Origin of the sequence: Idiomarina seosinensis, from assembly GCF_044797955.1 — a bacterium.
Classification (GTDB): domain Bacteria; phylum Pseudomonadota; class Gammaproteobacteria; order Enterobacterales; family Alteromonadaceae; genus Idiomarina; species Idiomarina seosinensis_A.
In genome coordinates this window covers 441,724-462,079 of record NZ_CP085211.1, presented here as the reverse complement: position 1 = coordinate 462,079, position 20,356 = coordinate 441,724, and the positions used below count along the sequence as shown (strand labels likewise).

Annotated in this window: 21 protein-coding genes; 9 read left to right on the top strand and 12 right to left on the bottom strand. The window is 51.8% G+C overall.

Annotation, left to right across the window (positions count from 1 at the left end):
- Window positions 1-14: 14 nt before the first annotated feature.
- Window positions 15-800 (top strand): glycosyltransferase family 2 protein, encoded by a 786-nt coding sequence (locus LG288_RS02205; protein WP_404401595.1) that lies wholly within the window; start codon window positions 15-17, stop codon window positions 798-800.
- A gap of 71 nt (window positions 801-871) precedes the next feature.
- On the opposite strand, the gene LG288_RS02200 is transcribed toward LG288_RS02205, so the two are convergent.
- The 5 genes from LG288_RS02200 to LG288_RS02180 form a co-directional block, all read right to left on the bottom strand.
- A complete protein-coding gene (locus LG288_RS02200) occupies window positions 872-2,899 on the bottom strand; it encodes a S9 family peptidase (RefSeq protein WP_404401593.1) in 2,028 nt (675 codons plus the stop codon).
- A 129-nt stretch (window positions 2,900-3,028) separates the two neighbouring features.
- The gene (locus tag LG288_RS02195) at window positions 3,029-3,208 is read right to left on the bottom strand and encodes a DUF6435 family protein (protein WP_404401591.1); all 180 of its coding nucleotides are present in this window, start codon (window positions 3,206-3,208) and stop codon (window positions 3,029-3,031) included.
- 117 nt (window positions 3,209-3,325) lie between these two features.
- On the bottom strand, window positions 3,326-5,164 hold the full coding sequence (locus LG288_RS02190) for a DUF1302 domain-containing protein (protein ID WP_404401589.1): 1,839 nt from the start codon (window positions 5,162-5,164) through the stop codon (window positions 3,326-3,328).
- Window positions 5,165-5,326: 162 nt separating this feature from the next.
- On the bottom strand, window positions 5,327-6,256 hold the full coding sequence (locus LG288_RS02185) for an electron transfer flavoprotein subunit alpha/FixB family protein (RefSeq protein WP_404401587.1): 930 nt from the start codon (window positions 6,254-6,256) through the stop codon (window positions 5,327-5,329).
- Window positions 6,253-7,002, bottom strand: coding sequence for an electron transfer flavoprotein subunit beta/FixA family protein (locus tag LG288_RS02180; protein WP_404401585.1), 750 nt, complete (start codon window positions 7,000-7,002; stop codon window positions 6,253-6,255). The genes LG288_RS02185 and LG288_RS02180 overlap by 4 nt, the downstream gene beginning before the upstream one ends.
- Window positions 7,003-7,142: 140 nt before the next feature.
- Here LG288_RS02180 and LG288_RS02175 point away from each other — a divergent pair, with 140 nt between their 5' ends.
- A complete protein-coding gene (locus tag LG288_RS02175; RefSeq protein ID WP_404401583.1) occupies window positions 7,143-7,496 on the top strand; it encodes a SufE family protein in 354 nt (117 codons plus the stop codon).
- A gap of 9 nt (window positions 7,497-7,505) precedes the next feature.
- Here the strand turns inward: LG288_RS02175 and tcdA are convergent, their stop codons facing one another.
- From tcdA to rppH, 6 genes are read right to left on the bottom strand one after another with little or no spacing between them, the layout of a single operon-like run.
- Window positions 7,506-8,303, bottom strand: coding sequence for a tRNA cyclic N6-threonylcarbamoyladenosine(37) synthase TcdA (gene tcdA / locus LG288_RS02170; RefSeq protein WP_404401581.1), 798 nt, complete (start codon window positions 8,301-8,303; stop codon window positions 7,506-7,508).
- 13 nt (window positions 8,304-8,316) lie between these two features.
- Window positions 8,317-9,180, bottom strand: a complete 864-nt coding sequence (locus LG288_RS02165; RefSeq protein WP_404401579.1) for a thymidylate synthase — start codon at window positions 9,178-9,180, stop codon at window positions 8,317-8,319.
- Window positions 9,177-9,983: a prolipoprotein diacylglyceryl transferase gene (lgt, locus tag LG288_RS02160; protein ID WP_404401577.1), complete on the bottom strand. Its 807-nt coding sequence runs from the start codon at window positions 9,981-9,983 to the stop codon at window positions 9,177-9,179. The genes LG288_RS02165 and lgt overlap by 4 nt, the downstream gene beginning before the upstream one ends.
- Window positions 9,984-9,992: 9 nt before the next feature.
- Window positions 9,993-10,790 carry a sulfite exporter TauE/SafE family protein gene (locus LG288_RS02155; protein ID WP_404401575.1) on the bottom strand — a complete coding sequence of 266 codons (798 nt, stop codon included), beginning with the start codon at window positions 10,788-10,790 and terminating at the stop codon, window positions 9,993-9,995.
- 1 nt (window position 10,791) lies between these two features.
- Window positions 10,792-13,062, bottom strand: a complete 2,271-nt coding sequence (ptsP, locus tag LG288_RS02150; protein ID WP_404401573.1) for a phosphoenolpyruvate--protein phosphotransferase — start codon at window positions 13,060-13,062, stop codon at window positions 10,792-10,794.
- 3 nt (window positions 13,063-13,065) lie between these two features.
- Window positions 13,066-13,593 carry an RNA pyrophosphohydrolase gene (gene rppH / locus LG288_RS02145; protein WP_404401571.1) on the bottom strand — a complete coding sequence of 176 codons (528 nt, stop codon included), beginning with the start codon at window positions 13,591-13,593 and terminating at the stop codon, window positions 13,066-13,068.
- Window positions 13,594-13,672: 79 nt separating this feature from the next.
- Here rppH and mutH point away from each other — a divergent pair, with 79 nt between their 5' ends.
- Both mutH and LG288_RS02135 read left to right on the top strand, forming a co-directional pair.
- On the top strand, window positions 13,673-14,353 hold the full coding sequence (gene mutH / locus LG288_RS02140) for a DNA mismatch repair endonuclease MutH (RefSeq protein ID WP_404401569.1): 681 nt from the start codon (window positions 13,673-13,675) through the stop codon (window positions 14,351-14,353).
- Complete coding sequence (locus LG288_RS02135) at window positions 14,343-15,011, top strand: DUF2982 domain-containing protein (RefSeq protein WP_404401567.1); 669 nt, start codon at window positions 14,343-14,345, stop codon at window positions 15,009-15,011. Before mutH ends, LG288_RS02135 begins: the two co-directional genes overlap by 11 nt.
- On the opposite strand, the gene LG288_RS02130 is transcribed toward LG288_RS02135, so the two are convergent.
- Window positions 15,008-15,688, bottom strand: coding sequence for an EAL domain-containing protein (locus LG288_RS02130; protein ID WP_404401565.1), 681 nt, complete (start codon window positions 15,686-15,688; stop codon window positions 15,008-15,010). The two genes, LG288_RS02135 and LG288_RS02130, sit on opposite strands and share 4 nt — an antisense overlap.
- A 165-nt stretch (window positions 15,689-15,853) precedes the next feature.
- Here LG288_RS02130 and LG288_RS02125 point away from each other — a divergent pair, with 165 nt between their 5' ends.
- The 5 genes from LG288_RS02125 to LG288_RS02105 all read left to right on the top strand — a co-directional run bounded on the left by LG288_RS02125 (window position 15,854) and on the right by LG288_RS02105 (window position 20,353).
- A complete protein-coding gene (locus tag LG288_RS02125; RefSeq protein ID WP_404401563.1) occupies window positions 15,854-16,282 on the top strand; it encodes an ATP-dependent zinc protease in 429 nt (142 codons plus the stop codon).
- Window positions 16,273-17,178, top strand: a complete 906-nt coding sequence (gene rimK, locus LG288_RS02120; protein ID WP_404401561.1) for a 30S ribosomal protein S6--L-glutamate ligase — start codon at window positions 16,273-16,275, stop codon at window positions 17,176-17,178. The genes LG288_RS02125 and rimK overlap by 10 nt, the downstream gene beginning before the upstream one ends.
- 32 nt (window positions 17,179-17,210) lie before the next feature.
- On the top strand, window positions 17,211-18,227 hold the full coding sequence (locus LG288_RS02115) for a succinylglutamate desuccinylase/aspartoacylase family protein (protein WP_404403007.1): 1,017 nt from the start codon (window positions 17,211-17,213) through the stop codon (window positions 18,225-18,227).
- Window positions 18,224-18,562 (top strand): Hpt domain-containing protein, encoded by a 339-nt coding sequence (locus tag LG288_RS02110; RefSeq protein WP_404401559.1) that lies wholly within the window; start codon window positions 18,224-18,226, stop codon window positions 18,560-18,562. Before LG288_RS02115 ends, LG288_RS02110 begins: the two co-directional genes overlap by 4 nt.
- 84 nt (window positions 18,563-18,646) lie before the next feature.
- Window positions 18,647-20,353: a DUF342 domain-containing protein gene (locus LG288_RS02105; RefSeq protein ID WP_404401557.1), complete on the top strand. Its 1,707-nt coding sequence runs from the start codon at window positions 18,647-18,649 to the stop codon at window positions 20,351-20,353.
- The last annotated feature ends 3 nt before the right edge of the window (window positions 20,354-20,356 follow it).

Sequence of the window (20,356 nt, the reverse complement as noted above, 5' to 3'; positions counted from 1 at the left end):
ATGGAAACCCGGTTATGGCCCAATTGCCAAAAATCAGCGTGTATTTGATCACAAAAAATGAAGGTCGCCACTTAGATGAAGTATTGGCCAGCGTAGCAGGCGCTGACGAAATCGTGCTGGTGGACTCCGGCTCGACTGACAATACTCTGGCAGTCGCCGAGCAGCACAGTGCCCGTATTATTCATCAGCCATGGCTGGGCTATGCCCGCCAAAAAGCCTATGCCCTGGAACAATGCCAAAACGACTGGGTGATCAATTTAGACGGCGATGAGGTCCTGCCGCAGGGCGCCTTTGAGGAAATCCGGCAACGGATTGCGCAAGACGATGTTAACGGCCTGTATCTGGCCCATGATGACATCTTTATGGGTCACTCGCTGCCCGGCCATCGTCACCACCGTTTCCGCCGCGTGTACCGCAAGTCTAAGGCAAAATGGAATACCTCGTTAAAAGTACACGAGCACATTGAAGTCGAACCGCCACTGGCGCACTTACCCATAGATGTTAAACATTACGGCTATGATTCAGCCCATGGTTACATGGATAAGCTGAATAAATACTCGCTGTTAAAAGCAAAACAGCGGGAAGAACAAGGCAGGAGCTGCAGCCTGGCCCGGGTGCTGCTGATATTCCCGCTGATGTTTATTAAGTTTTATTTTATCCGGCGCATGTTCCTGGCCGGCTGGCGGGGCTTTATTAAAGCCAACATTGACGCTTTTCACTTTTTTCTTACCGAAGCCAAGTTGTACGAGCGCCAGCACCGCCGCAAGCGTGGCGACCCGGTGGAAAAATCAGAACGCTAAGCGGCGTCAGGAAAGCATAAAAAAAAGCGGCGGTTTTATTGGCAAAACCGCCGCTTTAACCGTGCCGGGAATTAATCCTCGTCGCGGTACTTATCAAACCAATGCAGGATGTACGCTACTTTGTTCATCAGGTTACTGGGTTTTGCATAGATACCGTGTCCTGAATCCTGTATCCGCACCATGGCGGTTTCTACGCCAGCCAGTTTCAGGGCCTGATAGTACTGCTCAGTTTCTGACATTGGAGTACGGTAGTCGTTTTCACCGGTCAGCAACATAGTCGGCGTTGTCACGTTGCCAACGTAGCTAATGGGTGAATACTTCATGTAATGCTCCATGTTATCCCACGGCAGACCCGGGAACCAGTACTGATAGAAGTAGTTATACATATCGGCTGTCAGCACAAAGCTGTACCAGTTAATTACGGGCTTAGCTACAACTGCGGCTTTAAAGCGATCGGTATGACCGACTATCCAGGCTGTGAGTACGCCGCCGCCACTGCCGCCGGTTACGTAAAGCTCCTGCTCGTCGATAAAGCCTTTTTCGATAACCGCATCGACACCGTCCATCAGGTCATCATAGTCATGGCTGGGATAGTTCTGGCTAATTTCATTAGCAAACTCTTCTCCATAACTGGTGCTGCCGCGCGGGTTAGTGTACAGCACCACGTAACCGGCCGCTGCGAATAACTGAATCTCGGCGGCAAAACGCGGACCATAGTTAGTATGCGGGCCACCATGAATTTCCAGCATTAATGGATATTTTTTACCGGGATCAAAGTCTGGTGGATAAGCAACCCAGCCCTGTAAATCAAGACCGTCAACGCTGGACTCGTAATTAAGCTCTTCGACCCGCGCCAGTTGTTTATGGCCTAAGGCATCTTCATTCAGATAAGTGAGCTGCTCGGTCTCACCGTCATCCCACAATGCCAGCTCAGCCGGACGCAACGGGTTGGATAAGGTGTAAAGTACCCGGTCATCTTCGGCCACAGAAAAGTCGCCGCCGCCATAAGGACGGCTATAGGACAATCCTCCGACACGATCGGTCAGCGTATCCATATCCCCGTCGAGGTCTGTGCGGGCCAGGTAGCCGACACCGTGATCATCATAGCTAAAGTAAATACTGTCGCTGTCATTATCCCACTCAAAGCCGGTCACTCCGCGATCAAGATCAGCGGTTAGCACACGCTTATCAGAGCCGTCGGCATTCATTATGTGAAGGCGGGTAATTTGAAAGCTTTTACCGCTGTCGTCATTGCCTAAATAGGCAATGTATTCGCCATTGGGCGATACTGAAGGAGAGCTATCAGGGCCTTTGCGGGTTGTCACCTGAGTGATCTCGCCGTTATTGACACTTACCTGATAAATTTCACTATTGGTTGGCTGCCGGAATGCATCTTCACGGCGATTAGCCGAAAATAAGATCGACTCACCGTCGCCGGTCCAGGTCAGGCTGCCGCCGTGGTTATAATCTCCCTCAGTCAGCTGACGCGGAGAGCCGCCTTTTGCCGGCACCACATAAATGTGTGAGTAACCGTCGCGGGCATAACCGCCGCCGTCATAACGGTAGTTGTCTTTGTCGATGTATTTCGGTGCTTCTGTCCATTCGGCGCCTTTGGGCTTGCCGGGCAATGATACCGGGTTCGGCTTGGCATCAGGAGTAAACATCGAAAAGGCAATCTGCTCGCCGTCCGGTGACCAGCTCAGATTAGAAGGCGACTGGGTCAGCGCAGTAACTGCCGCATGTTGGCCACTGTCGACCCAATAGATGTGAATTTGCGGACTACCGGTAGCGCTCGAGACGAAGGCCAGACGCTTACCGTCGGGTGACCAGACCGGCTGACTTTCATTGGCTTTATCGCCGGTCAGCGGACGCATATCGCCGTCGGGCATAACCTGCCATAACTGACCCAGTTTGCGGTCGTTGTTAATATCCATCGACTGGCGTACAAAAACGCTCCAGTCGCCGGATGGATGAATGGTCGGTGATGCTGCGTATTCCAGCGTAAAGACGTCTTCAAGCTGAAAATATTGTTGATGATCGTCGGCCACTGCTGATGCGGACAGCAACAAGCCCGCGAGCACCGATAAAGTATGTTTCATGCTAGCCCCTTTTTTGACAGGAAAGTCACAACGTTACAGAGAGTTCTTACTAGTTGTAAACTGCTGCTGCGCAATTGACAAGCAATTGCGACAGAATCACACGGGGCTACGATTACTGTGCCAACGGCACTATTTTTTTTCTTCCGCTTCGAGTTGCTGGATCTTCTGCCACAGCTCATCAGCCTGCTGACTGATCATCGAACTACCACGGATATCGCCGTTTCGTTGCATCTTCATGGCTTTTTCCTGCAGGGCCTGCAAGTCTTTACGCAATTTTTTGGTGGGGTCTTTTTTGAACAAACCGAACATCGGGCAACTCCTGGTTGTATTAATAACTTAGGAGTACGCAGCGCAATTTGTTTTAGATTAAAAACAAAACAGGCTGCAACCAGTGCAGCCTGTTTGTTGGTTCATCCTGGCGCTTAATTAAAAGGCGTAAGAGAAGCTGATAGAAGCAAAATCACGATCGGTAGTCGCATCGTAGTCGCTGCCATCATAAGTGGTGTAGCCTAAGCTGACTTTATAGGTTGACAGATAATCAGCGGTGACATTGATACCCAGTGATTTCCGGTCTTCGATAAAGTTACTGTTTGGTGAGTAGCCTTCGACGTCATGGTTAAACTGGATAACAGGCGTCAGGCTCCAGCCCTGCCAAAAACTTAAATACTCAAACTGGAAGCGGGTACGATAACCCCAGGAGTTTTCAGTAACAAAGCCTTCGCAGTTACCCGCTGCAGCCGGACCCACTTCATTGGGCAGTAGACATTTACCGAATAAAGGTAAGCGGCCATAGCGCTGCTCTTCCAGACCCGGCAAATCATGTACCTGGTTCATCGCCAGTTCGCCGACGAAGGTCATCCGGTCCGAGCCCCACAAACGGTCAACAAAGCGAACAAAGCTGGCCTGTGCCTGACTGACATCAAGTCGGTCATAGCCATGAGCCAGACCGCCTAAATCGGTGCTTCTGACCCGGTCAGAAAAACTGCTGGGGACGTTTGGACGCAGACCAGCGGTTAAAATTTCGGTGGTGTTAATTTGTACCGGCGCATCAGCACGATAGCTGTACTCACCGCCCACAGACCAGAGTCCCAGGTTGGTACTGAAACTTGCGCCCATGACTTTATAATCTTCCGGGTACTCAATCACCAGACGCGGCCCGTCTATAGGATAACCGTTAGGTGTTGAATAGGTGTAGTTAGGGTTAGTCCGGTCTTCCGCCGACATGTACTGTTCCGGATCCACGGTCCAATTATAGGCAGAAATAATCGGCGTATTATTGTGCAGATTCAGATAATAAAGACCGAATTCAGCATCCAGATCGAGTGAGTAGTAGCGGAAGTTAACACCCCACTGGCCACTATCAGAAGCATCCAGCACCGGATTGCTGCCAATGTACGCGCCGGAGGCAACTGACTGATAATCGCTCAGATAACTGTCCGGATCACCAGGGATCAGTTGCGGGTTCAGTGTTACTTTGCCACAGCCGGGGCCGCCGATAATATCAACACTGGAGAAATAGGTTCCGCAACCGTCCAGCTTGGTATTATCCCACTCGTACTGATAAAAAGCCTCGACATTCAGACTTTCTGTCAGACCCATGTTAACACTGACCATACCGACCGGTAACAAGGCTTCTTTGATTTCTGCACCAGGACGACGGGCCGCGTTAACGTCCAGCGGGTTAATGTCGTTGATACCGTTAAAAACAAAGGTGCTTTCACCCCAACTTAATACTTGCCGGCCAAGCCGCAAACTGGTGGGGATATCGCCCATTTCAAAGTTAGCCCATACAAAGGCATCCAGCACTTCGAAGCCACTGGCCTGAGAATAATCATCAAAAATATTATCGTTGAGGGTGGTGTTGGGCAGATAATTATTGCCCGCGTGACCATGGGACATTTCTTCTTCCGAAACCACATAGTCATACCAGTAATTAAAGCGGAAGAAAGCGCCGTAGTCGCCCCCATCAATACTGAGGTCGTGCACGCCCTTAAACACAGAGCTGACCAGGTCGCCTTTATCAAAGTTCAGGTTACCGTCATCGCCAACACTGGATTTAGCTGTACCGCCGTCCCGGTTACCGGGATGGAGCAAATGCAGAGCGGGATCTTCCATTCGCCATGCCGCACCGTAAGAGATGATGGAGTCAAATTTTACGTCAAACTCACCCACTTCAAAATCAGCAGCCTGAGCCGGCACAGCAAAGGTCAGCGCGATGGCCGACGCCAGAGGTAATTTTTTAAGCATAGTTGTTCTTCTTTTCATTGTGAGCCACCTAATATTTTTTAGCTTTTACGGCGGTTATGACTGAATCATGTCCGATGAGTTAAAATTATGCAAGTGTATCGAAGCGAAAAGTGAGGAAAATGACGCCACCGGGCATCAACTTGTTGGTCACGGCGGCGTCAGGGCAATGTAGCTGTGGGTTTAAAGCTTTTGGTTCAATTCCGGTAAGATTTCAAAAAGATCGCCGACCAGACCATAATCAGCCACCTGAAAAATCGGTGCTTCTTCGTCCTTGTTGATGGCGACAATAATTTTTGAATCTTTCATGCCGGCCAGATGCTGAATTGCACCACTGATTCCCACCGCAATGTACAACTGCGGGGCGACAATTTTGCCGGTTTGCCCGACTTGCATGTCATTGGGTACAAAGCCCGCGTCAACTGCCGCGCGCGATGCGCCAACTGCGGCCCCCAGTTTATCGGCGATATCCTCCAGCAATTTGAAGTTCTCACCATTTTGCATACCGCGTCCACCGGAAATAACAATCTCTGCGGCCGTCAGGTCCGGACGCTCAGACTCCGCCAGCTGTTCACCGACAAACTGCGCCTGATCGTTATCAATGACCGTATCAATGGCTTCTACCGAGCCACTGCCGCCTTCCTCGCTGACGGCATCAAATGCCGTGGCGCGCACGGTGATGACTTTTATCGCGTCTTCTGCCTTTACGGTGGCGATGGCATTACCTGCATAGATCGGCCGTTTAAAGGTATCGGCGCTTTCCACTGCAATGATGTCAGAAATTTGTGCAACATCCAGTAAGGCGGCGACACGGGGCATAAAGTTTTTACCCGTGGTGGTTGCCGGTGCTACCACATGGCTGTAATTTTTGCCAAGATCAGCAACCAGCTGGCCGACATTTTCCGCCAGCTGATGTTCATAAGCGGCGTTATCGGCCAAAAGCACCTTGCTGACACCCTCGGCTTTTGCGAGGTTTTCAGCAACCGTAGAGCAACCCATGCCGGCGACTAAAACATCGATATCACCACCGATTTGCCGGGCTGCTGCAAGCGTTTTCAGGGTTGATGGGTCAACACCGTTATTGTCGTGTTCTGCAACTACTAAAATGCTCATAGGACTTTCGCCTCGTTTTTCAGTTTCTCAACTAGTTCGTCGACATCAGCGACTTTTACGCCGGCGCTGCGCTCGGCCGGGGACTCGACTTTCAGCAGCTTAACCGTGCGCTGCACTGAAACACCCAGCTCATCGGTACTGATGGTTTCCAGGGGTTTGCGCTTGGCTTTCATAATATTGGGTAGTGAGGCATAGCGCGGCTCGTTTAAGCGCAGGTCAGTGGTGACAATAGCCGGCAGGTTTAGCTTAACGGTCTGTAAGCCACCGTCGATTTCACGGGTAACATTAATAAAGCCATCGCCGACTTCGACCTTAGAGGCAAAAGTCCCCTGCGGCATACCGGTCAGTGCTCCCAGCATTTGCCCGGTTTGGTTATTGTCTGAGTCAATTGACTGCTTGCCGAGGATAACCATATCCGGGCCTTCTTTTTCGACCACACCTTTAAGAATTTTGGCCACTGCCAGAGAGTCCGGCATCTCGTCGGTTTCGACCTGCACAGCGCGATCGGCTCCCAACGCTAAAGCAGTCCGTAATTGTTCCTGCACAGCTTTAGGACCAATAGAAACAACCACCACTTCATCAGCCGTGCCGGCTTCTTTTAAGCGCACGGCTTCTTCAACGGCTATTTCGCAAAATGGGTTTAGCGCCATTTTTACGTTAGCCAGATCGACATCAGACTGATCTGGCTTTACGCGAACCTTGACGTTGTAGTCAATCACGCGTTTGACCGCGACAAGTATCTTCATGTTAATTTCCTTTTGTTGGAACTTTTTACCAGTAACTTTTTATTCTGTGCCTTGAGCTCCTGGCTATTATCCTTAACTCGCATCCATCTAACAAGTTGTGCGATAATTTACTTCAGCATCTGTAAGGGAGAGTTTACGCCATGAACTGGGAACAGCAATATCGCCGTTTGGTCATTTTGTCGCGCGAACTCCCGCCATTTCCGTCGGCACTAAAAGACGAAGCCCATCGGGTTAGCGGCTGTGAAGCTCAGGTTTGGTTGTACGTAGACAGCAGCAATCCGGATGCAGTGGTGTTGCGTTTCGACAGCGGCTCGCGCATTGTCAAAGGCTTATTAGCCCTGATCCAGCAACGCCTGGATGGCCAGCCCCGCACTGCCATTAAAAATTTTGATATTGACGGGCTGTTTCGCGAACAAGGCTTGCACGGCCACCTGACGCCATCACGCGCTAATGGCCTTGCTCAGGTTGCCCGGGCGTTAAAAGAACGGGTTTAAACCCGGCGCTTAAGCTGATTTATTTAGCCGGCGCAACAACACGGCGACGGCCTGCATCGCGAAGGAGCAGGTAACCACCATGGCAGCACCAAAGCCGCTGGCACAATTCATCGGCATTGCATCGCCGCCGGGTTTCTGCAGAGTTACTTCGCCCTCGCCCTCTCCTGCGGTTACCGGGTAGCGCAGCTGCTCTTCAGAATAGATGCAGTCAATACCCCATTTGCGCTTAGGATTTTTTGAAAAGCCATAATGGCGACGGCAGTCAGAACGCACTTTCGCCAGCAAAGGGTCCTGTTTGGCGCGGGATAAATCAGCGACCTGTATCCGGGTTGGATCAATCTGCCCACCGGCACCGCCACAACACACTAAGGGCAGTTTTCGCCGCTTACACCAGGCCACTAAGGCCGCTTTCGTCTTAACGCTGTCGATCGCATCCAGCACCGCATCAACATTTGCCAGGTGCTGCTCGAAGTTATCCGGCAGCAAAAAATCATCAATAACGGTAACCTGGCAGTGCGGGTTAATGGCTTTTACCCGGGCCGCCAGCACCTCGCTTTTTAGCTGGCCAAGAGTATTAAAGTCAGCGGGTAACTGCCGGTTGATGTTGCTGACGCAAACATCATCCAGATCTATTAGGGTCAGCTGGCCAATACCGGTGCGCGCCAGCGCTTCAACTGCCCAGGAACCGACGCCGCCGAGGCCGGCCACGGCCACATGTTTTTTCTGAAAGTGCGTCAGCGCCTGGCGCCCGTATACTCGCTGGGTGCCGGCGAGGGCCTGACTGGATGGTAGTTGTTCACTGCTCACGGCGTCTTACCTGTTATACGGCAAATGGATACTGGATGGGCGCATGGCTTTGATAACCACTGACCTTAAAGTCGTCCTTACTGACCCAGTTTTCAATATCCTGTAACGAGTCAATCTGCGGATTAATGCTCAACTGCGGACTCGGGTAAGGCTCACGCTCCAGCTGCTGCATCATCAGTGGCAGCTGATTTTCATAAATGTGCGCGTTGACAATTTTATGATAGGCCTTGCCGGGCTTGTGACCGGTAATACGGGCGACCAGAGCCAATAAAACAAAGCACTGAATTTGATTGAAATTCAGTCCTAAAGGCACATCGCAGCTGCGCTGATAGGAGGTCAGATACAGGGTATCCCCTAACAACGAAAAGTTGTGCGTATGCATGCAGGGGCGCAGACAGCCCAGCTCAAACTCACCGGGATTGTAAAAGGTGATGATTTCAGCGCGATCATCTATTCCGCGACGCAGATTTTCTACCACCTTGTGCAGCTGATCCAGTTGATTACCATCGGGTTTTTGCCAGGCGCGCCCCTGTACTCCATACACCCGCCCCATGTCGTCTTCGCCACGCCGATGAGGGTTATTAAGCCAGGCCTGGTTTTCATTAGCATTGGCATTCCAGGTATTGCAGCCAATGGCGCGGAACTGGGCGGCACTGTCATAACCACGCAGATAACCGAGCAATTCAGCAATCGCCGCTTTGTAAAAACTTTTGCGGGTGGTTATCAACGGAAATTCATTGGCGCCGACATCGTATTCCAGGTCGGCGTTAATGACGGTTAAACAGCGGATACCGGTACGTTCATTTTGCAGCCACTGGCCCTGCTCGACAATCCGCCGGCATAATTGCAGATAAGCTTGTTCCGGGCGATTAATCATGGCTGTTGAACCTGCGGTTTCTTAGTGGCATTGATCATTAGTGCCGCGCCGATAACAATCATCGGCAGGCTCAACCACTGACCCATCGATAGCCCCAGCGATAATACGCCCAGGTGTGCATCGGGCTCGCGGAAAAACTCAACCGTGAAGCGGGCGACCCCGTAGCCCAGTAAAAACAAGCCGCTAATAGCGCCCAGCCCGCGAGGCTTCTGTTGAAACCACCACAACAGAATAAATAATAACAGGCCTTCGAGTAAGGCTTCATACAGTTGTGACGGGTGTCTCGGCACCGGCCCGCCGCTGGGGAATACAATTGCCCAGGGAACATCCGTCACCCGGCCCCATAGCTCGCCATTCATAAAGTTACCCAAGCGGCCGAACAACAACCCCATCGGTACCAGTGGCGCGACAAAATCGCCGACCTGCAGCAATGGCCGCTTTTTAACCCGGGCATACGCGTAGATGGCAATAATGACACCCAGTAACCCGCCGTGGAAGGACATGCCGCCATCGAATACCTGAAATAAGAATAAGGGGTCGGCAATAAACTGACCGAATTTATAAAACAGCACATAGCCGACACGACCGCCCAGGATAACCCCGATAAAGCACCAGAACAGCAAATCGCCAAACTGTTCCTTGTTCCAGTGCGCGCTGCGCCGGGCTTGCCGCGAGCCCCACCAATAGGCAAACAAAGAACCGGCGATATACGCCAGCCCGTACCAGCGTATGGCCAGCGGACCCCAAATATGAAAAATAACCGGATCAATTGCCGGAAACTGCCAAAAATCCGTGGGCGGCACAGTAGGCTCCTATTGAGTCAATAAATTGGCTGCGACAACAATTAAAAATGCCGCAAAAAAACGTCGTAATAATTTAACCGGCAACTTGTGGGCCAGCTTTGCCCCCACCGGGGCCATTAGCACCGAGGTTATCGAAATTGCCAGCCACGCAGGCAAGTGAATAAGGCCCAGCGCGTTGCTGCTACCATTGTCCTCACTTAACCAGCCAATGGCAATAAACATTACCACCGAACTGCAGCCGATCACAAAGCTGCCCAGCGAAGAAATGGCGATAGCCTGATGAACAGGCAATCGCACCCGCTGTAAAAAAGGCACCGTCAGCGCCCCTCCGCCAATACCCACTAAACCGGAAATGGTGCCGATAAGTGTCGCACCAATGGCCAGCAACCGTTTAGAAACCGTTGTTCGCGGTTCGCCCTGCGGCGCCGGCAACATCATGCGGATAGACAATAATACCAGCACCACGGCGAAGATTATTCGCAGGCTGTCAGGGCTGACCACCGTCACTAAATAGGCACCCATTAAAGCACCCACCGATAATCCGGGTAATACCCTGAGCAGCCAGAAACGCGCCATTAGCCCGGTGCGGGAATGGCTGATAGCAGCTGAAGCGGTTGTCATGCAGATAGTGGCCAGACTGGTGGCGATAGCAGTGGGCACCACCAGTTGTGGCTCGACGCCAATAATCGGCAATAAGTAAATCAGCAGCGGCACTACTACCAGGCCACCACCAATACCTAATAACCCGGCCAGCAGCCCGGCAACAACGCCGCCGCTTAAGCACCACAGAGCAATCGTCAGCGTCATTTTATTTACCCGCCCGCACAAAACCACCTAAGCCCATACTTTCCATTTTATTGGCTATCATTTTGCGAATTTGATCCGGGTGGCGGGCCTGTAACGCTTTCGCCAGCATGACTTCCAGAGTACCGGAGCAAACGTTGCGTAAAATCCAGCGTACCCGGTCAATATTATAACTGTTCATACTGAGTTGCCGATAACCCATAGCCACCAACAACAGAGCGCCACCCGGGTCTCCTGCCAGCTCACCACAGACACTGACGGGTTTGCCGAGCTCTTCGCAGCGCCGGGCAATATCATCCAGGCTGGCAAGTACCGCCGGATGATAGGCATCATAAAGGTTCGCAACGCGGCGATTATTACGGTCAACCGCCAGCAAATACTGAGTTAAATCGTTTGAACCAACGGAAAAAAAATCGACTTTGTTGGCCAGCGCCGGCAGCTGGTAAATAATGGCCGGCACCTCTATCATGACCCCCAGCTGGGGTTGCACCAGAGGACTCTCGGCTTCGCCATCCTGCTCTTCCGCTACTTCAAAGTAAGCTTGTTTTATTAGCCTGGAAGCTTCTTCAACCTCGTTAATACTGCTAACCATGGGCAGCAGGATTTGCAAGTTGCTGTGTCCGATACTGGCTCTTAGCATTGCCCGCACCTGCACCAGAAAAATTTCCGGATGATCGAGGGTTAACCGGATACCCCGCCAGCCAAGGAACGGGTTGTCTTCCTGCAAAGGCAGGTAGGGCAGGGGTTTGTCTCCACCCACATCCAGCGTGCGCATGACCACGGGCTGATCAGGAAACTGGTCCAGTATCTCTTTATACATCTCGACCTGTTCGTCTTCGGTCGGCAGCTGATCGCGCAGCATAAAAGGAATTTCTGAGCGGTACAGACCGATACCGTCGATGTTCAGTTGCTGTAGGTAAGCCGACTGGACGTTCAGGCCCAGGTTCAGATGCAGGCTAACCCGGTGGCCATCCTGGGTTTCGGCGGGCAAATGGGCGTGCTCAGCCACCACTTGCTTTAGCTCTTCTTCTTCTTCGGCTAAGTGTTGGTACTGCTCAAGCACCTGAGGCGGCGGGTTGATGTAGATTTCGCCGGTATAGCCGTCAACGATAAGCTGTTTGTCAGCAAAAAAGTGCAGCTCGATATCGTCAACACCCAGTACCGCGGGGATTCCCATACTGCGGGCCATGATCGCGGCATGGGAATTACTCGAACCGTTCAGGGAAATAATACCGCTAATTTTATCCTGCGGCAGTTCGGCCAGCATTGAGGCGGTCACTTCATCGGCAATTAAAATACCCTGTGCAGGAAACTGCCGTGCCTTGCGCTGGCGTTTTTGCAAGTGCAGTAAAACCCGCTGGCCAATGTCACGGACGTCCGTTGCCCGCTCACGTAAGTAGGAATCTTCCAGCGCTTCAAACTGATCAATAAATTGTTCTACTACATGCTTTAATGCTGTTTGCGCGCGCCAGCCTTCATTAATCATTGATTCGACCGCATTCCCCAGACTGGCGGCGTCCAGCATGCCCTGGTAAACATCAAAAATCGCCAGCGTATCGTCCGGAATCTGACCCAGCATCTGCTCAGATAACTGCTTTAGATCAGCCCGCGTGCGTGCCACCGCCTGGCGAAATTTACGAATTTCGTGCTGCGGCTTGTCGCTGCGCTGCGGCGATATTTCTTTTAAAGTCACTTCCGGCCGGCTAACAAAAGCGGTCCCAATGGCCACCCCCGGTGATCCCGGCAGGCCTTGTAAACTATGTATCCAGGGTGAATTATCATTGGCGAGCAGGCCTTTCGCACTGGCGTGCGCGATGACTACCGCCAGCTGTGCCGCCAGGGTCACCACAAAAGCTTCTTCTTCGCGGCTGAAGCTGCGTGCCTCGCTTTGGTGCACCACCATAATACCCAGCACTTTGCGCCGGTGAATGATGGGCGCTGCCAGCAGCCCGCGATATTCAGACTCGTTAGTCTGCAGCAGTTTTTTGTTGGCCGGGTGCTGGCTGGCATCGGCAATGTTCAGCGGCTCTTCGCGTTGCGCAGCCAGTGAAATAATCCCTTCGCCAAAGTCCACCTGGATGGGATCGCCCTGCTCGGCGCTAAGGCCGTCACTAGCCGCCAGCACAAACTGTTGGTTTTCGTCATCGGCCAGGAACACACTGCAGCTATCGGTTTTCAGGGCGTCCCTGACCTGACCCACCATAGTGTAAAGCGCCAGCTTAAAATCCGGCGCTTTGTTGACGGTTTCGACAATCCGTTGCAAGGTTATCAGCATGATTCAACGCCTTCGTTTATTACCGCGCGGGTGGCGCGAAGGTCGCCCGCCACCCTGAAATGGCATGGCGTGACTGGCAAACTCTTTCATTACGCGCCGGTAGACATCGCGTTTAAAAGCCACCACCTGGCGCACCGGATACCAAAAACTGACCCACCGCCAACCATCAAATTCGGGATGGCCGGACTTTAAAACATCAACATCTTCTTCGCGGCATTTTAGCCGCAATAAAAACCACTTTTGTTTCTGACCAACACACATGGGCCGTTGTTCGCGACGGATAAGCCGCTTTGGCAACCGATAACGCAACCAGTGACGGCTGGTGTACAGAATTTCGACCTGATCCGGCTTTAACCCGACTTCTTCCCAAAGTTCGCGATACATTGCCTGCTCAGGCGTCTCGCCTTCGTCAATACCGCCTTGCGGAAATTGCCAGCTGTGCTGGTTTATACGACGAGCCCAAAATACCTGCCCATGCCCGTTACAGATGACGATTCCTACATTTGGCCGGAATCCTTCAGCATCTATCACTCGAGCAACCTCAATTATTCTCTGATAGCATTGATTCTTCCATAAAGCCCTGCATTGGGCAAACCATTAACGGCCTAATATGACATTTACATCCACTCGCCCACACAGTATTGATGAATTATTCAGCCGTGCCAGTGAGCTGGCCGGTCAGCGATTCGGTGATCTGGCGGCCCGTGCGGATCTGGCTATTCCGGCTGATTTGCGTCGCGATAAAGGCTGGGTCGGCATGTTGCTGGAACATTACCTGGGTGCCACCGCCGGTTCTAAGCCCACTCAGGACTTCCCTGAGCTGGGGGTGGAATTAAAAACGCTGCCAGTCGATGCTGCCGGTCAGCCGCTGGAAACAACCTTTGTTTGCGTTGCTCCGTTAACCAATATTGAGGGCATCCAATGGCGCTCAAGCAACGTATATAACAAGTTACAATGTGTGCTATGGTTGCCGATTGACGGCCGCCGGTCTGTTCCTCTGGCCGAGCGTGTAGTCGGCAGTGCCTTTATCTGGCAGCCTTCTGCTGAACAGGAGCTGTGTCTGCAACAGGACTGGGAAGAACACATGGATCGCATTGCGCTGGGCCAGGTAGAGTCGATCACTGCCCGTCAGGGCAGTGCCCTGCAGATTCGGCCCAAGGCTGCCGACGGCAGCGCCTTAACGGATGCGTATGGACCTGATGGTGGTATTATTCAGGTGCGTCCGCGGGGCTTTTATTTAAAAAAGAATTTTACCCGACAACTTATTCAACAGGTGTTTAATGCAGTTTAATGTTACCCCGGCAGCTAAGCGCAACGCTCTTACCTTTTGCGGTATTGGGCTGGCACTGTTTATCGTCATTGTTTTCGCGCATCTGGCCAGTGACCAGGTGCCACTGGGTGTGAGCGTGGTGTTCGGTGCCGCCTCTGCTATTTTTTTATTGCTGGGTGTGGGAAAACTGATTGAACCTGATGTGTCACTGGTTATTACTCCGGAGCACATCCGCTATCTGCACCGCCGCGGTAGCTGGCAGGTTAGCTGGGATAACATTATTCGTTACGATGTGCCGCGCATCAGTCGGGTGCTGGAACTGGAAGATGCCCCGTTTATCGGCTTTCGGCTGCATGATGTTGACGAGGTACTGCGGTCTGTTTCGCCACGGCTGGCCTCGGCGCTGTTATTCGAGCAGCGCCAGTTGTTAACCATGGCTTTGCGCCATGAGCGGCCCGATCAGACGGACTACTCGCAATATTTTGATATTCCCGACCGCTATGTCAGCCCTGCCGGTACAGTTTATAAAGGGTTAATTGCTTCGTTCGGGCTACGCATGGAACAACTGCGCGAGTTACTGGGCTATGACTTGTATGTCAGCGCGTCGGCGCTGGACCGGGAGATTTACGAATTTAAAGCCCACTTACAGCACTTGCAGGCCAGTCGTAACCACAGTTAATCAAATTCAGGTATGGTGTAAGCTTCGATCTCGGGCTTCTGAAAATAATAGCCCTGCATCAATTCGACTCCGTTATATTTCAGATACAGGTATTCGTCGTGGGTTTCTACCCCCTCGGCGATTAGCAGGATACCGAGCTCTTCCGCTGCCCGCTGTACCGCCGAGAACAAAGCCTTTTTAATTCGGTCCTGATGGATATTACGCACCAGTTTCATATCAATTTTTAAGATATCTGGCTGGAAATCAGCCAGTAAGTTCAGGCCCGCATAGCCCTCACCGAAATCATCGATGGCGGTTAAAAAACCATGCTGCCGATAGGTTTTAAAAACATCAACTAACAGCTCATGGTTTTCGACTTTTTCGTGCTCGGTCACTTCAAAAATAATACGCTCGCGCGGAAAGCCTGTTTTTCGGGCAGTTTTTAAGGTTTTTGCCAGGCAGGTTTCCGGTTCGTATATCGCGTTAGGCATAAAATTAATACTAAGCTTTGACGGCAGATTAACGGCTGCGGCTGTTTCGATCGCTGCCATTCGGCAGGTCTGGTCAAAGGTATATTTATTGCTCTCGTTGACCCGCGCCAGCACTTCTCCGGCACCTTCTCCATTAGCCCCACGAACCAGCGCTTCAAAAGCAAAAACATCTTTGCTCTGCACATTGACTATTGGCTGAAACGCCATTCGGATTTTAAACCCTAACGGGGTTTCGCAATCACACGCTGGGCACGCGGCCATGTCATCTCCTTAAAAGATGTTGTTTAAAAAAAATAGTAGAACAGATTACGTAACTTGGCTTGTATTGTATACGTATCTGTATAAAACTTTGGTTCTTTAAGGAGGAGAAAAATGCAGACATTGGGCTGGAAAGAATGGGGCGCACTGCCGGAACTTGGCATCGATCGCATTCATATGAAAGTTGATACCGGTGCCAAGACCAGTTGCCTCCATGCGTTTAAACTGGTCCCGTTCGAGCGCGATGGCGAAGCCTGGTTGAGAGTGTACCTGCACCCTCAGCAAGACTCCAAACAAGAACACCAGTTTGATGTGCCTGTCTACGAGCAACGCCAGGTAACCGATTCGGGAGGACACAGCGAAATGCGCTATGTCATCCGTTCGCGTCTGGTGCTGGGGTCTTTTAATGAAATCATCGAACTGACATTAACGAACCGCGATACCATGAAGTTTCGCATGCTGCTGGGCCGCCAGGCCATGCGCCACCACTTTACGGTTAATCCGGCCGCCGCCCACCTATTAGGAGAGTTCCCATGCGAATAGCTATTTTATCGCGCAACAGCAATCTGTACTCCACCCGTCGTCTGGTAGAGGCTGCGCAAGAAGCAGGACATGAGGTGGATGTTATGAATCCGCTGAGCTGCTACATGAACATCAATGCCCGCGAGAACTCCATCCACCGGCACGGTAAAGAGTTGGTTCACTACGACTGCGTTATTCCGCGGATTGGCGCCTCCATTACCTTTTACGGTACTGCGGTACTGCGTCAGTTTGAAATGATGGGTACCTACCCGTTAAATGAATCCGTGGCTATTTCGCGCAGCCGCGACAAACTGCGATCAATGCAGCTGTTGTCGCGCAAAGGCATCGGTCTGCCGATTACCGGTTTTGCGGATCAGCCCAAAGACATTCCTGACCTTATCGACATGGTGGGCGGTGCGCCGCTAGTGATTAAACTGCTTGAGGGTACTCAGGGTATTGGGGTAGTGCTGGCAGAAACCGCGCAGGCGGCAGAGAGCGTTATTGAAGCCTTTATGGGCATGAAATCCAATATTATGGTGCAGGAATATATTCGCGAGGCGGGTGGTGCCGATATTCGTTGTTTTGTCATCGGCGATAAAGTGATTGCCTCGATGAAGCGGCAGGCAAAGGCCGGCGAGTTCCGCTCTAATCTGCACCGGGGCGGCAGCGCCAGCCTGGTTAAGCTGACCCCGGCTGAGCGGCAGACGGCAATTAAAGCAGCCAAAACCATGGGGCTTAACGTAGCCGGGGTGGATATTCTGCGCTCTAACCATGGCCCGTTGGTAATGGAAGTTAATTCATCGCCGGGCCTGGAAGGTATTGAGACCGCCTCGGGGAAAAACGTAGCCGGCCAAATCATCAGCTTTTTGGAAAAAAACGCCAAAGCCCACAACACCCGTACTAAAGGCCGTGGTTAATGGCAGCTCAGCGTAACTCAGCTAAAACCGCAATGGCTGTTTTTGAGCTGGCGGGCAAACGCATTGAGCCTGGCTCACATCAACACATTCTGTTGCCGGCGGTGCGTTTATACAACGATGCCCCTCTGGATCTGCGTATTGATGTTTTTCATGGCACCCGCCCCGGGCCAGTCATGTTACTTTGCGCGGCTATTCACGGTGACGAGCTTAACGGCATCGAAATTTGCCGACAAATCATCAACAACACCGACGCTCTTGAGCTTAGCGGTACGCTTATTGTCGTGCCTATCGTTAATTTGTTTGGCTTTGTGCAGCAGTCTCGCTATTTACCGGATCGGCGCGATTTAAACCGTTGCTTTCCGGGCTCAGAACGAGGCGCCCTGGGTTCCCGAATGGCCTACTTATTCAGCCAGCAACTGGTCAGCAAGGCGACCCATGTGGTCGATTTACATACCGGTGCTATCCACCGCAGTAATCTGCCGCAAATACGGGTTGATGTGGAAAACAGCGCGGCACTGGCTATGGCCAAAGCCTTTGGCTCGCCGGTTATTTTACATTCAAAAGAACGCGATGGTTCGTTACGTTCATTGGCTAATGAGTTAAATATTCCGCTGATCCTGTACGAGGCCGGCGAAGCACTGCGCTTCGATCAACCGTCGATTAACTCAGGGGTCATTGGCGTACAAAACGTGATGAAACACCTTAAAATGATTAAGGGCCGGCGCCGCGGCAAACGCTTCAGCCCGGTTATTGCTAACCGCTCAACCTGGGTGCGGGCCGAAAAAGACGGGCTGGTATTGCGCAAAGTCGAGCTGGGTCAGACCATTCAAAAAGATCAGGTACTGGCTCATACTGTCAGCCCTCATGCCGACGAAGCCGACATCATCGCTTCACCGGTACACGGCATTGTGATTGGCTGCAGCAATATACCGGTAGCTAACGAGGGCGAAGCCTTATTTAACGTGGCGCAGTTTGATAAAAACGAAATGTCTGAAGCCAGTGAAGTGGTTGATTCATTTGCTGAAGTTTATGACAGCCGCACCTCATGAAAGCTCAGCCGATTGATTTTCAACAGGGTTTGCGGCACTGCAATGATGACCCGGGTATTTACCGGGCGGTACTGCAACAGTTCCAGTTGCAGTACCAGCCATTACTGGCGGATGAGTCATTATCAAATGACCAGCAGGATGCTTTGTTAACGCTTCACACATTAAAAGGATTAAGCTCGACTATTGGCGCCAGCCAGTTGAGCAACTTCGCCTTAATATGTTACCAGCAATGGCCGCAATTAAGTCTTGCCGACAAACGCCTGCACTTGCACCAACTGAATGGATGCCTTGCTGATGTCTTACAGGCAAGCGCCAGCTATTTGGACAGACATTAACGTTAAAAAATTACTCACACCGTGCTCATTTTTCGGTACACTGAGCCGATACAGTGATAATAGAAAACTGAACCAGCAGGTGTTATGCCCGGCAACACGTCGCAACACGTTCGCTTTAACAGTAATGGCTCTGACGTCTACATTGCCGTGTCGGCGGCAGCAAAAAATGTCAAAGGCGAACATTTAAAACAAGCGTTTCAGCTATCGGAGTTTGCCAGTGCGCAATTAGCCGATAGCGGCGTGTTTAATGCTGTTGCGACCAAATTTAACCAGTGGGCTGAGCAGCAGGGCCAGTCAAACGGTAATTACACCGAGGCGGTTGCACAACTTATCGACGCCACTCTTGCCATTAGCATTAGCGAAGATAATATGCTGGCGACTGCTGAAGTTACCTCTCCATACGGCGGCCAGCCGATCACCCGACCCAAGTTTCTCAGCGAATTAAAACGCCTTGGCGTTTCCAGCGGTATTCAGCGCGGTGCCATAAATCAGGCAATACAGCATTGTATTGAGTCTCCTTCGGGTTCAACCATTGAGCTAACTGTGGCTAAGGGCCGCTGGCCTAAAAACGGTCAAAATGCCTATTGCGAAGCACTGGTGGAAGATTCCAGACACCGCGTTTTAAAACCACAGCAACGTGATGACGGGCGTGTCGATATGCGCGACCTGGGTAAACACATCACCGTCCACGAAGGTGAGCCTTTAATGCGCCGCTACGGCCCTGAGCCCGGCGCTGACGGCTTTACCGTTAAAGGCGAGCACCTTCCTGCCGAAGCCGGTGAAGATTTGCAACTGGCCGAAGGCGAAGGCAGTAAAATCAGTGACGACGACAGTAACCTGCTGGTAGCTACTAAAGTGGGTATGCCCTGGTTTACTCATAATACGGCCAATATTGACGATGTGCTGACCTTAAAATCCGTCGATGTTTCAACCGGCCATGTTGATTTTAAAGGCTCAGTGATCATTTCCGGCAACGTTTCCGAAGGCATGCGTATTGTTGCCGCAGGCGATATTACCGTTGCCGGTTATGTGGACTCGGCAGAACTGCGCGCCGGCGGTAATATCACCGTTCGCAAAGGCTGTATTGGCCATATTTCCAAAGAAGAAGAGCAGCGCGCTCTGGATAACGAAAGCTTTATTCCACACCTCACCGCTAAGCTCAATGCCGCCGGCAGTATCTGGTGCGCTTACGCCCAGTACGCCTATCTGGAAAGTGTCCAGGGTATCCTGGTTGATAAGCAGCTGACCCACTGTCATGTCATCACCTCGGGTACTGCTGAGATTGGTGGTAATGACAAGCAGGCCCGAGGCAAAATAATTGGCGGTACATTTGAAACCTGCGCGCCGATTTTTGCCGGCCAGCTGGGCGCCCGGGCTGGCACCCGGACGCGTTTCCTGCTGTCTGAACCCCCGCCAAATGAAGACATATTAAATGAGATGCAGGGGCTGGGTTCAGGCTTCAAAAGTACCATTAGCAAGCTGAAACGCCTTCAGTTAGGATTACAGCGCTGCCAGGCGCTAACAGACGAAGAGCAGCGCGAGCAGCACACCCGCACCCTGGTTAAAGCGATAACTCAGGAGCGCTCGCGGCTAAGCACTTACCGGGACGACCTGGCAGTTGTTAAAGCAGCATCTGATGACCATCCGCCACTAAAAATTAGTGTTGGCAGAGAAGTCTTTCCGGGCGTTAAACTGTATCACCGCGATAAAACCGTAGCGATAAAAGAGCACCGCTCAGCAACACTCTTCATGCTGCAGCAGCACCAAATCAGAATGGATGTACTCAGTTAATTT

What these genes read in the sequence shown, in the direction of transcription:
- LG288_RS02205 (WP_404401595.1), top strand. Translation starts at nt 15, where the DNA reads ATGGCCCAATTGCCAAAAATCAGCGTGTATTTGATCACAAAAAATGAA.
- LG288_RS02200 (WP_404401593.1), bottom strand. Translation starts at nt 2,899, where the DNA reads ATGAAACATACTTTATCGGTGCTCGCGGGCTTGTTGCTGTCCGCATCA.
- LG288_RS02195 (WP_404401591.1), bottom strand. Translation starts at nt 3,208, where the DNA reads ATGTTCGGTTTGTTCAAAAAAGACCCCACCAAAAAATTGCGTAAAGAC.
- LG288_RS02190 (WP_404401589.1), bottom strand. Translation starts at nt 5,164, where the DNA reads ATGAAAAGAAGAACAACTATGCTTAAAAAATTACCTCTGGCGTCGGCC.
- LG288_RS02185 (WP_404401587.1), bottom strand. Translation starts at nt 6,256, where the DNA reads ATGAGCATTTTAGTAGTTGCAGAACACGACAATAACGGTGTTGACCCA.
- LG288_RS02180 (WP_404401585.1), bottom strand. Translation starts at nt 7,002, where the DNA reads ATGAAGATACTTGTCGCGGTCAAACGCGTGATTGACTACAACGTCAAG.
- LG288_RS02175 (WP_404401583.1), top strand. Translation starts at nt 7,143, where the DNA reads ATGAACTGGGAACAGCAATATCGCCGTTTGGTCATTTTGTCGCGCGAA.
- LG288_RS02165 (WP_404401579.1), bottom strand. Translation starts at nt 9,180, where the DNA reads ATGATTAATCGCCCGGAACAAGCTTATCTGCAATTATGCCGGCGGATT.
- LG288_RS02155 (WP_404401575.1), bottom strand. Translation starts at nt 10,790, where the DNA reads ATGACGCTGACGATTGCTCTGTGGTGCTTAAGCGGCGGCGTTGTTGCC.
- ptsP (WP_404401573.1), bottom strand. Translation starts at nt 13,062, where the DNA reads ATGCTGATAACCTTGCAACGGATTGTCGAAACCGTCAACAAAGCGCCG.
- mutH (WP_404401569.1), top strand. Translation starts at nt 13,673, where the DNA reads ATGACATTTACATCCACTCGCCCACACAGTATTGATGAATTATTCAGC.
- LG288_RS02135 (WP_404401567.1), top strand. Translation starts at nt 14,343, where the DNA reads ATGCAGTTTAATGTTACCCCGGCAGCTAAGCGCAACGCTCTTACCTTT.
- LG288_RS02130 (WP_404401565.1), bottom strand. Translation starts at nt 15,688, where the DNA reads ATGGCGTTTCAGCCAATAGTCAATGTGCAGAGCAAAGATGTTTTTGCT.
- LG288_RS02125 (WP_404401563.1), top strand. Translation starts at nt 15,854, where the DNA reads ATGCAGACATTGGGCTGGAAAGAATGGGGCGCACTGCCGGAACTTGGC.
- rimK (WP_404401561.1), top strand. Translation starts at nt 16,273, where the DNA reads ATGCGAATAGCTATTTTATCGCGCAACAGCAATCTGTACTCCACCCGT.
- LG288_RS02115 (WP_404403007.1), top strand. Translation starts at nt 17,211, where the DNA reads ATGGCTGTTTTTGAGCTGGCGGGCAAACGCATTGAGCCTGGCTCACAT.
- LG288_RS02110 (WP_404401559.1), top strand. Translation starts at nt 18,224, where the DNA reads ATGAAAGCTCAGCCGATTGATTTTCAACAGGGTTTGCGGCACTGCAAT.
- LG288_RS02105 (WP_404401557.1), top strand. Translation starts at nt 18,647, where the DNA reads ATGCCCGGCAACACGTCGCAACACGTTCGCTTTAACAGTAATGGCTCT.